We start from the raw sequence: 11785 nt of genomic DNA, 5'->3' as shown, positions 1-11785 counted from the left end.
AACGCTTGAGGTGTCATCTATCATGAACTGATGGTTTGTTGTTTCGCTCCTGCAAAACAAACCTATTTTAAAAAAAACGTCAACTTATAACCTTTTGATCCCTATAAGCAAAAAACAGCTTAGCTCCGGCTGGGAGTAAGCTGCTTTTACTGTAATGTATGTGATAATTAGGCTAACATCAATCATTACAAAGAGGGAATAAAAATTTAATGTTTCTTGCGTTTGCGTGATACCACAGCTACACCTAGGCTTGCCAATACGGCAAGGGCTGCTGCTGTAAAGAATGGAGCTGTTGCTTCTCCTGTTGACGGAAGCTTGTGTTCCATTGCTTTAGGTACCGCTGGTTTATCTCCTTTCTGTACTTCTGGCTTAGGCATTGGCTTAGGCATTGGTTTAACCTCTGGTTTAGGTTTAACCTCTGGTTTAGGTTTAACCTCTGGTTTTGGCTTAGCCTCTGGTTTTGGCTTAGCCTCTGGCATTGGTTTAGCTTCTGGTTTAGGTTTAACCTCTGGTTTAGGTTTAACCTCTGGTTTTGGCTTAGCCTCTGGTTTTGGCTTAGCCTCTGGTTTTGGCTTAGCCTCTGGTTTTGGCTTAGCCTCTGGCATTGGTTTAGCTTCTGGTTTAGGCATTGGCTCTGGCTTAGGCATTGGTTCTGGTTTAGGCTCTTCCAGAATAAGATAACCCAACCAAACTCTGTGACCTTTTGAGGTTGAGTAAATTTCTAGTAATTTTAATTTATCTACTTCAAAAGTTTTATTTTCTGGGCCTTTTTCCACAAATGATACCAAGAAGTTCCAATCCTCATCTGTTACGAATCCAGGAATTGGCTTTCTCAAGAACTCTAAAACTTCCTCAACAGTCTTTAAGCCACGAAGCTGCTCTGTAAGCTCTTTACGTTGCTTTTTAAGATCTTCCTCTTTCTTTAGATCGTCACCTTGCCCCTTTTCATTAGGCGGCTTTGGAGTATCCTCAGGTTTTCTGATATCATTACCGTAGCCTTTTTCATCTGGAAGTTTAGGTAAGTCCTCAGGTTTTTCAAGATCTCTAATATCATTACCGTAACCTTTTTCATCTGGAAGTTTAGGTGTTTCCTCTGGTTTCTCTTCGGGCTTAGAAAGGAGGGTTTTCGGTAGTCGAGGGTCAATTGTTGTACCTGCTCCCGATTTAATAGTAATAGTCGGAATATTATCAGCTGAGACAGAAGTCGTAGAGGCAAGTACCCCTACTCCTAGCAAGCAGGAAACCATGCTGATAGGTAGCTTCTGCTTACTAAGTCTATGCTTGTACCTCATTTGGTTTGCTAGCATTGTTTTCTTTATTGTCCTTTCCTTTTTTACATAAAACACTTCTAAAAACAATAAATTAAGTAAAATTCTAATCGTTTATTTCTATTTCCTCCTTATTTTATAACTTTATTAATTTTTATAATTCAATTTTATCATGTAATACTCAGATATCACTTTTGAAAGCTTCAAATCCTTGCTCTTTTTAAGTGTTTTCGGAAACTAAGAAAAAAAACAATTTCTTTATTTTTAACAACATTCACATAATTTAGCATTTAAAAAGCCTTGATAGGTCATCAGTAATCTGTCAAGAGGTTAATGATTTATATGACCTTTGACCCATTACGCTCCGTAAAGTATGAGACGAACTAAAAATCACATAACACTAACACGAAAGCCAGCGCCTAAAGACGCTGGCTGATGATTTGAGGCTTATAACCCTTGTTCAAATCACCTGTTTGATAGGTAGTCATGATTATTATGTAGGAGGACTATCAGCTGAGATAGAGGTTGGAGAGACAAACACTCCCACTTCCAGCCCTTTACTACTGATTGAGTCTATTGCTGTGTGCTTTATCTGGAGTAATCATATTTGTTGTAAATCATTGTGGTTTACTATTAAAGTAATTTTCCCAGCCTTGTCTACCCATATCTAAAGTATAAACTTCTCTAACTTCGCCACCTGCATTATCTTTGGCTTCACCATCTGTATTGTCTTTAGCATAAGCTGTTAGACGAGCGCGACCTTGATCATCACTAAATACTCTGTATCGTTTCAAACCAATTCTTGGTCCACTCTCTCCTACAGTTAACTGTTTATCATCCGAATCTGTTACATAAATAGCTACAACACGATGCTGTTCATCAAAGTCAGCTCCCCAGATAGAGATAATATGACCTAACGAATGACGCAAACCTGCAGGTCCATAAGACAAGCCAATCGCTTTACCGGTATAAAGACCATCACGCAACCAATATGACAAAGTATCATGATTAAAAATTTGATGGACATCTGTCAACAACTTTTCGTTAAAGACTTTTTTAAAGAAATTAATACCGCTAGTATTTTTTGAGGCATCTTCAATATTTCTTCCCCATTTGTGATTGTAACCATAGCCATTAATCCAAGCATCTAATAACTTATCTGTCCAAACAGGCCCTCTAAAATTCTTACTAATGTAGTCAAAAAATGGACTTTTATCTCGATAAGTAACATCGCCATTGTCATTACTATGATAAGTTTCTAAAAACTCTGACAATCTTATAGTCTCGCCCGCGATCTTAATAACGCCATTTTCTTCTGGAAATTGTTTCAAGAAACGATCAATGTTGCCTCTATTCCTATCAAACCAATAGTGAAACATATTAGCTGCTACAGCACCACTACATTTATCACTGTCTTCATTAAAATCTTTGTTGATATCATAATAACCCAAACCGTTTAACAAAGGTGTTGCCCAATATTCTGTTCCGTCCTTATCTGTAAGCTTTTTAAACTGACTATCATCAACAGTAACACCATCTAACCATTTGGTATACATAACATGTTCCTTAGTCTTATCAGCTTGAAAATCCTCTATATCTGATCTATAGGAGTACCAATTACCTCGCTGTTCAGGAACAAGCATAAGAGTTCCTCCCTCGGAATCAACATCATCAGCGTTAACATGGCCTGTTGTTAGGAACATCATTCCTAGCATACATGAGGCTAGGCCAATAGATAATTTTCTCATGCCGAATTTAGGTTTACGTGAGTGTGTGAATGATTGTTTTTTCATCATGCTATCCTTTCTGATATAAAACATATAAAACGCTTCCAAAAACAATTAATTAAATAAACCTCTAATTATTTATTTTGTTTTCTCCTCCTTTTATCATTTTATTAGGTTTTATAGGTCTATTTTATCATGTCACGCTCAGATGTCACTTTTGAAAGCTTCAATTTCTCGCTCTTTTAAAGCGTTTTCGGAAACTAAGAAAAAAAAACGATTTCTGTATTTTTAACAACATTCACATGCTTTAGCACTAAAAAAGCCCCTGATAGATCCTCAGTAACCTATCAAGGGGTAATGATTAAGCTTAGCTAAGCAGCTCATGCTTTAGACCTCCTACGCCAGCGCCAAGTGCCTACCAGTATGAGAGATAGCCCTATGGCACTGACCAGCAAGAGCCAGAGGTTGAGCTTGCTAGGCTTTTGAGATCCTCTTGTAGCGGTTGGTGTCGCTGTTTTGATACGATGCCCTCTGACTAAGAGCCGGTGCGTGTTGACACCATAGGGGGTACAGGTTACCAAGGTTACCAGATCCTTTCCCTCCTCTATCCTTAACAGGCTGACATCATCAGGCAAAACGGTAGCGATATGATCCACCTGATAGGTCAGAGTCCTATTAAGACTGGTGATGGTGAAGGTGTCGTTAACCCTCAGCTTGTCAATATTGGTAAATAGCTTGGCAGAGGGAAGCCCTCGATGTCCTGAGATGACAGCATGGGTCCCCTTGCCACCCACAGGCAAAGAGGTGCCTGCAAGATGGCCTATAGCCACCTGTAGGATCTCCTCATCGGTGCCATGATAAATCGGCAGCCGCTCATGCACCTTTGGAATCTCTATATAGCCCATGATACCTGTATTTGTGATATCCAGCTGCTGCTGATAGGCTTCTGTCTCACTATCGGTCAAGGTTAAATCAGGGTCATGGGCGACCTTTAGCTGCTGATTGTACTGATTGGCTGCTTCTAGCATGAGCTGACTATCCTTATGGCTCAAGGCTTGCGTGCTTGAGACATAGTCAGCGATAAGCTGTGATTGGTGCTGTGCATTCCAGTAGTTACTAAGGGTGGGGTAAAGGACAATCAGACAGCCTACCATCAAAATCACACTCCAAAAAATGACACTTTTCTTCATTCTATAGCCTCTATCAAAAAAAGAGGTGAATAGGTCTTGGTAAGACGTCTACTCACTTCTTTTACCTACTCACACGATCTTATTGCTGTTTCTGACGAAAGATAAACAGCGTTGATATTGTCATCAGCATTACTCCAAACACATAGAGCATGGTTGTTCCGATACTTCCTGTCGAAGGGAGGATAGACCCTTTTTTATTAACAATAGTTGCGGATACGGTACCAGCTTCTGTATCAGCAGTGAAGCCAGTTGCTTTGTCAACGGTTAGACTAGTCAACTGAGGATCGTCTGACTCGGTTTCATGCTGCGCTACAATGCTGAACATGACATCTGCAATAGTGTTGTAACCGCCAGGTGTTGTTGTTTCGCTGAGCTTGTAATCACCAGCGTCAAGTCCAACAAACTCAAAGCTAGTTGTATCTCCTGCTTTAATTTCTTGAACCTTTTGGTATTCTTCCTTGTCAGCAGTTTTGACCAGCTTATAAAGGGTAAAGCCTGCACCTTTTAGGGCTTTTTGATCTTGATCAACCTTATTGATGATAGTTTTATAGGTGAAAACGATAACCTTGTCTTTTGGTGTTTCCCCTTTTGGAGACTCCTCTCCTTTTCCAAGATGGTTTGGATCGTTTGAGTATTTCAAAGCAACTTCATTTGGATTTCCTTTTTTGCCGATGGCCGCTTGGTCATTGAGGGTAGCGGTGTATTCGACAACGATTTTACTGGTAGCTGTTACTCCCTGAACAGCCTTTAGGTTATTGATTTTAAAAGATGAACCATCTTCACTAACTGTAAATGAATTAGTAATATCTTGACGAGTATCTCCATTAACCACATAGACCTTGGCGTCTTTGTTGTAGCTTAGCCCTTTTGATAAGGTATCTACAAATTCAAGGTAATATTCTTGAAAGACGTCGTAATTTGACGGTAGAATTGCAGTTAGCTGGAATGGCACCTTGTCATTTTTGTCATAGTCAGCTGAATCTTGCCAGTCTGTCTCAAGACCTGTCTTGTCGTTACGGTCCTTGACCTTTTTAAGGACTGTTGGGATAGCAGATTTTGGTTTGAAGCTGGTATTTTTAACAACCTTTAAGACAAATGAGGTGTAGGCATCATGCTTGCCTGTTTGAGAATCATTTTTATCCTTGATGAGGTAGTAGCCGGCTTCGCTAACGTTGATTGTCTGCTCACCTTGCCCAGCTGCTGTCGTCAAGTGCTTGCCTGCTTCCTTGGCAAAGTCAACTGCATTTGCTTCCTTCAAGCCTTCTGCAATCTTAGCAGCGTCAGTTGAGTTATTAAATGAAAACTGCGTAACACCACTTCCCCATGTGATGTTTGATAGGGTACTGTCAAACAAGTCTCCCTTGAAAATCTGGTAAGCCTCATAGGTGTGACCTGCTGTAGCTCCCTCAACAGTGATGGTATAGCTTGCTGTATCAGCAAATGCCTTTCCTGACAGCATTGTTAGGAAGGTGACAAGCAAGCTCGTCAAGATTAATTTGATTGTTTTCATGGCTCTCTCTCCTCTATTACATGTTATGGCGCTTGTGTTTTTGATAAAGGCTGATCAGTACAAGGATTGCGACGATGATAAAACCGCCACCGATTAACAGGTACCATTTCACTCCTTGTCCTCCGGTGTCAGGCAGCTTGTAGCTTGGATTAAGGGTGTTGGTTACAGTGACCTGCTTCAAGCCTTCATCAACCTCATAGACAGGGGCTTGATAGCCAGCAACCTGCTTTTCCTCAATGCTGTAGCTGATTTTCTTGCCTGCCTGATAGACCGGCAACTGGTCAAAGGTGTATTCCCATTTTCCTTGCTGATCCGGTGTCATCTGATGTTCACGAATCACCTTGCCATCTGCCTTTAGCAAGATGGTAATCTCCTTGGGACGTTTATGATAGTAATCGTCCTTATCATTCCAAGCCTTGATGACCTTTAGGCTGGTCAAGGCTACCTCATGATGATTGGTAATATCAAAGCCCTGAATGGTTGTGGTGTAATCTGCCACAGGATCCTCTTGGATTGTATAGGTGATCTGTTTACCATCTTTGTATTTCGGTAGATTGGTAAATGTATACTTCCAGCCGGTTTGCTCTGAAGCAGTTGCTACCTTGTCAGTTGCAGCGTCATTTGCCAATAAACGAACCGTAATCTCCTTAGGACGTTTACCGTCTTGGTTTTCCTTGTCGTCCCAAGTTTTTTGACCGGTAATGCTAATGACCTCTGGCGTATAGGTATTGGTAATGGTAAAGCCTACTCCACTATCACCCTCAACCTGCGATTGGTAGCCAGCAGGAACCGTCACTTCCTTGACACTGTAGGTAATTTTTTGGTTCTGACTGTCATACTTATCCAGCTTACCAAAACTTGCTTGCCAGCTATTAGTATCACTCAATTCAATGGTCTTATCATTAACTTTCTGATCATTGGCGTAAAGCTGAACAGTAATAGTCTTTGGACGCTTACCATCTTGATTTTCCTTGTCATTCCAAATTTTCTTGACAGTAAAGCTGGTATAGCGACTGCCATCAACCCCACTGTTGGCATTGACATTGGCTACTTGGTGGTTTGACTCTTGACCCAATACCTGATCCTTGTACAAAATCTGGTACCAAATTTGACTGTTGTTAGCAAATTCTTTTTGGTCATAATCTGTTATCTTAGTTTTGTAGGCAACGTTAACAGTGTTTTTCGAAGCGTCGTCTTTAGCTAGGCTGACATGTATATGACCAGTCTTATCATCTGCTGTAATAGTCGAATATGGAAATTTTTGTCGAAATTCCTCCAGCGCCTTTTCCCCAACAAAACGCTCATTACGATAACCAGATACGGTGATGTCAAAGCTAGTCATATCCAAGGTCTGACCGCCCTGAATGTCGTCTTCAACTGTAACAGTATCTGCCACCCACTCCTTGTTGTTATTAATCAACAAGAACCATCTCACATGGTCAGTGTCATTAGGCTGCATATCACCAGTCTTATAATAAAATGAGCTGGTGCCAGTGCCCGCCTCAGGCTTGGTAACATTGATGGTTGCAGTGTGATTTCCGACTGTTACAGTGGTTGTCCCTGTTGTTTCAGTGGTGGTTTGTGTCACATTTCTGACAGTAATCTCAAACTCTCCCCAACCAGTTACATTTTGCATTGTTTCAATGTTTTTGTTAAATGTGAAAACAGCCTTGTCTAGTGTGACGTCTAGAGTACCCACATTAATGCTATTAATCATGAGTGGTATGGTTTTGGTAAAGCCCTGAATATAGATATTACCACTTGTGGGCCAAGTGACCTCTATCGTGTCTCCTGCTTTGATTTTCTGTTTTTTGTCATCAAACGCGACCTTTACCGTCGTTCTCTCTCCATCTCGGAGTGATGAAGAAGCAACCGTCAACGATGTGATATTGTCACTAAGATTAGTTGCCTGAACCTTGTGTAGGCTAGCACTAAGGGTAAAGACCAGCAATAAGACCACACCAACAATTTTTGTCAGTTGTTTCAAACAAAATCCTCCTGTTATATTATTGATTTGCAAAATTTAATTTTACAAATCACGTCCATCATTGTATAATGTTAGCGAAAAATATTATGTACAAAATTAACATTAATGTTCAATTTTTAGGAGTTAATGATACAATGGATAAAAATAAACAAACTTGTAAAAAAATAATTAAAAACTACTGTCGATTACTACAATACAAGGATAAAGACAGCATTACTGTATCAGATATTAGCAAGGCTTCTAATATTAGTCGAACAACCTTTTACCATTATTTCAACTCTAAGAAGGACTTAGATAGAGAAATGATCGGGGTTTACCTAGATGATATCACCTCTATTATTTACCAATCCCCATCACTTGATACAGATGTTACTTTAAAAATCCTAAACTACCTCTCTGACAATCAGGAGGTCATGCAAAGCTTAATCCTGCATTACCCTAACATTTATAAAATTTTTAATCATTATATTAGGGATATTATTTCTTATTCCAATCTCATGGATTGTGCAGAATCGCAAGATTATCCTGAAATCACTCAAAAATATGTTTTTGAGCTATATATTGCTTCTATTGAGGTTATCATCATTAAGTGGATCAGTTGCGGCTGTAAGGAATCCCCTCAGCAAATCATAGAGGTCCTAAAGCTCCTTCGGTCTAAGTAGTTTGTGAGCAAGGCTTAGTCTCTCCTTTTTATTCTCTACAGCTGATAGCAATCGTTAAACAGATCTTTTCAAGCACCTATAGCAAGCATAGGTGCTTTTAAGACACTAAAAAAGCGAGAACAAATTGTTCTCGCTCAAGCTTTACCACTGGGGGATAAGGCTTAGTTTTCTTTGCGTCTTGTTGACACTGCAGCCACGCCTGCACCTGCCATAACTGCAAGAGCTGCCGCGGTGAAGAATGGATTTGTAGCTTCACCTGTTGATGGCAATTTGTTGGTGTCTTGCTTAGGCGCTGCTTTCTTCTCTTCCTTCTTAGCTTCAGGTTTTGGAGCTGGAGCTGGTTTAGGTTGAGGTTTTGGCTTAGGTTCTGGTTTTGGTTCTGGCTTAGGCTCAGGCTTAGGTTCTGGTTTTGGCTCTGGCTTAGGCTCAGGTTTTGGCTCTGGCTTAGGCTCAGGTTTTGGTTCTGGCTTAGGCTCAGGTTTTGGTTCTGGCTTAGGCTCAGGTTTTGGTTCTGGCTTAGGCTCAGGTTTAACCTCAGGTTCAATCTCTGGCTTAGCAATTGAGTCTAAGATCATCTCTCTGAGTGTGTTAACACCAGCAACAGTGTTTGCAGAGTCAATCTTCTTGGTGTAGAAGTCGCTAGCACCTGCTGCCTTCAATTCAGCCTTAACAGCTTCCTTGTATGCTGCGAATGCTTCTGCAAATGCAGCCATTGCTTGAGCATGCTTTTCTTCAACTCCAGCAAAAGCCTTGTTAGCTGCATCTAGCTTAGCTGCTGCTACTTGTTTTCTTTCTTCGATACCAGCATAAGCTCTTTTAGCTGTATCTAACGCTTCTTTAGTCTTTTGAAGTTCAGCCTTAAGAGCCTCTTTTTCTGACATAAGCTGTCTAGCTACTGTATCATCTTCATCATCACTATGTAAACCTCCACCTGATGGCATGTTTTCATAGTCTAACTTTTTCTGAGTCTCTTGAATTTTGCTTTCTAACTCAGCCATTTTTTGCTCAAGGCTTGCTATAGTAGCATCAGCGGTAGCTAGGTCTGCTTGAGCTGTGTCGTATTCAGCCTTTGCAGCTGTGATTGCTGCTTCTGCTGCTGCTAGGTCTGCTTTGGCAGTAGCTAGGTCTGCCTCTGCCTTTGTAGCTGCAGCTTCAATATCTAAACTATCTGTAACAGCAACTGCTACAGGCCCAGCTGACTCAACAGAATCTGCTGAAACAGCTGCCGCACCAACCAAGAGGGCTGCTGATACTGAAGCTAGCCCAAAGGCTGATTTACGAAGGTAAAACTTCATTTCTTTTTTTGCCATTTTATTCCCCTTTTGTTTTTATCTAGACATGATGTCTCCTAATTATCAACGGCAGATAATTATACCTCTATTGTAAACGTTATTGCCAATTAAATCAATATTAAACCGGTTTTTATTTATTTCTGTTTTTTTACAATTATATGTCAACCATTACTTTAGCAAATTACTTGTCATCTTAGGTATAGCAAGTGTTTTGATCAGCTATCAGCAGGTTTCTTTATTTTCCTATAAATTAAAAATACAGAAAATATTAAATTCCAATAAAAGGCATTTTTGAGATGACTTAGAGCAGCTAAAAAATCCTGCTATATCGCTTACAGCAGGAACTTTCTTATCTGATTAGTTTTGAGGGTGGGTATGATGACTGTCTTGACTCAATTGGCCGTCCTGCATGCGATAGACCTTATCACAATAGTCAATCATGCGGTTATCATGTGTCACCATGATGATTGCCTTATTTTTTTCCTTGCTTTCCTTAGCTAGAAGCTCAACGACCTCGAAGGCTTTTTCAGTATCCAGGCTGGCAGTCGGCTCATCTGCTAAAATGATCACAGGATCATGGTATAGGGCTCTGGCGATCGCAACGCGCTGGCGCTCGCCACCGGATAAATCTTGGGGCAACTTATTAGCCAGCTTAGCGATTCCTAAGTCCTCAAAGAGCTGCTGACGCTTTGCTTTTTGCTTGTTCTTGGTCAATTTATCAACCAATTCTAGCTGCTGCTTGACGGTTAAAAATGGAATCAAATTAGAAGTCTGCAGGATAAAGCCAATATCCTTAAAGCGTAGCCTTGATCGTTCCTTTTCAGATAGGTTGGTGTAATCCTTGCCATTGACTAAAAATTGTCCTGAACTTGGTGTTTGCAGACCACCTGCAATGGTCAGAAAGGTTGATTTGCCTGAGCCTGAGGGACCTATGAGGGCTACAAATTCGCCTGCTTCAATGGAAAAATCCGTCTTTTTTAGGGCTTCAATGGTCTGATCACCGTCCTTAAAGGACTTTGTGACCTGTTTAAATGCTAATACTGTCATGTTCTTCTCCTAACCGATAGCCTCTAGAGGGTCAATCCTGACAATCGTAAAGACTGAAAAGAAGGTGCCTAATACTGCAAAGATTACCATAGCAGCTAAGATAAGCGCATATAGGTACCAATTGCTTTGAAAGGGAACTGTTGCTGGTAAGACAAGCGAGCTTAGCCAGGTGCCTAGTAGGCCAAGACTGCTGCCCAAAAGGCTTAGGACAAAGGTTTGCGATAGCACAGCATTTGCAATGGTACGATTAGCAATGCCTTGTGCTTTCATGATACCAAAGATTGGCGCCTTTTGAATGGTCAACACATACATAAAAATACCAATGATAATGGCTGAGATTAACACTAAAAACCCAATCATAAAGCCAAAGGTCAAGAGCTGTGCACTGTAGCCCGGCAGTTTATTGATAAAGTCTTTAATCGCTAGTTGCTGAAGCTCTGTCTTGGGATAGTCAGCTAGCTTGCCCTTGACAATAAAGGCATTGACCCTTGGCTCTTGTACGCCTGCTTCTTGACCATACAGTAAGCCTTGAAAGGCTGTCAGACTGAGGTAAGCAACAGGTGACACATTAAAGCTAGCATTCTTGGTATAGCCAACGATGGTATAGGCCTGGCTAGAGGCTGAGACCCGCAGCTGATCTCCAAGCTTAAAGCCTCCTTTCTCAGCAAGGCTTTGATCAATCACCACCTCTTTGTCTGATTTAAATAGCCTTCCTTTTGCGATTGTAGGCTTGAGAAAAGACTCTCTTTCAATGCCAAAAAAGCTGATTTTTTCTTTGTCTTCTTCTGTTGGAGCTTGGGTTGACCAAGCAACTGTATTCAGCTGGGCTAGAGGTGTGACCTCATCAGCCTTGATCTCCTTAAGCTGACTGGTCTTTAAAGAGGACAGGCTGAGATTGGCGTCAGCGTCCTTTGACAAAAGAACTGTATCTGCCTGCCAGCTATCAACTGCCGAGCGATTTTCTTGCATTAATCCAAAGGCTAAGCCAGATAAAAAGAACATCAAATAGGCTACTAAACAGAGCAGACCCATAATCAAGCCATATCTGAGCTTAGCTTGTTTTATTTCATTTAGGGCTAAAAACATATAATCTCCTTACTTA

Annotated in this window: 9 protein-coding genes; 1 reads left to right on the top strand and 8 read right to left on the bottom strand. The window is 40.8% G+C overall.

From position 1 onward, the window contains the following. Window positions 1-206: 206 nt before the first annotated feature. The 5 genes from I2432_RS04395 to I2432_RS04375 form a co-directional block, all read right to left on the bottom strand. Complete coding sequence (locus I2432_RS04395; RefSeq protein ID WP_206159013.1) at window positions 207-1307, bottom strand: LPXTG cell wall anchor domain-containing protein; 1101 nt, start codon at window positions 1305-1307, stop codon at window positions 207-209. A 578-nt stretch (window positions 1308-1885) separates the two neighbouring features. Next, entirely contained in the window at window positions 1886-3064 is a 1179-nt protein-coding gene (locus I2432_RS04390) for an IdeS/Mac family cysteine endopeptidase (RefSeq protein ID WP_249093389.1), read from the bottom strand. Window positions 3065-3375: 311 nt separating this feature from the next. Beyond that, a complete protein-coding gene (locus I2432_RS04385) occupies window positions 3376-4185 on the bottom strand; it encodes a class C sortase (protein WP_115250853.1) in 810 nt (269 codons plus the stop codon). 79 nt (window positions 4186-4264) lie between these two features. Then, entirely contained in the window at window positions 4265-5695 is a 1431-nt protein-coding gene (locus I2432_RS04380; protein ID WP_206159012.1) for an isopeptide-forming domain-containing fimbrial protein, read from the bottom strand. 16 nt (window positions 5696-5711) lie between these two features. Then, the gene (locus tag I2432_RS04375) at window positions 5712-7682 is read right to left on the bottom strand and encodes a Cna B-type domain-containing protein (protein ID WP_206159011.1); all 1971 of its coding nucleotides are present in this window, start codon (window positions 7680-7682) and stop codon (window positions 5712-5714) included. Between the two features lie 86 nt (window positions 7683-7768). On the opposite strand from I2432_RS04375, the gene I2432_RS04370 reads away from it, so the two are divergent. Next, entirely contained in the window at window positions 7769-8344 is a 576-nt protein-coding gene (locus I2432_RS04370; protein WP_249093370.1) for a TetR/AcrR family transcriptional regulator, read from the top strand. A gap of 161 nt (window positions 8345-8505) precedes the next feature. On the opposite strand, the gene I2432_RS04365 is transcribed toward I2432_RS04370, so the two are convergent. From I2432_RS04365 to I2432_RS04355, 3 genes are all read right to left on the bottom strand, one after another. Next, window positions 8506-9654 (bottom strand): albumin-binding GA domain-containing protein, encoded by a 1149-nt coding sequence (locus tag I2432_RS04365; RefSeq protein WP_206159009.1) that lies wholly within the window; start codon window positions 9652-9654, stop codon window positions 8506-8508. A 339-nt stretch (window positions 9655-9993) separates the two neighbouring features. Continuing rightward, window positions 9994-10683: an ABC transporter ATP-binding protein gene (locus tag I2432_RS04360; RefSeq protein WP_206159008.1), complete on the bottom strand. Its 690-nt coding sequence runs from the start codon at window positions 10681-10683 to the stop codon at window positions 9994-9996. A gap of 9 nt (window positions 10684-10692) precedes the next feature. Further along, entirely contained in the window at window positions 10693-11769 is a 1077-nt protein-coding gene (locus I2432_RS04355; RefSeq protein ID WP_206159007.1) for an ABC transporter permease, read from the bottom strand. Window positions 11770-11785: the final 16 nt, after the last annotated feature.

The sequence above is a fragment of the Streptococcus equi subsp. zooepidemicus genome (assembly GCF_015689395.1).
Classification (GTDB): Bacteria; Bacillota; Bacilli; order Lactobacillales; family Streptococcaceae; genus Streptococcus; species Streptococcus equi.
This window is presented reverse-complemented; position numbering and strand designations above follow the sequence as displayed.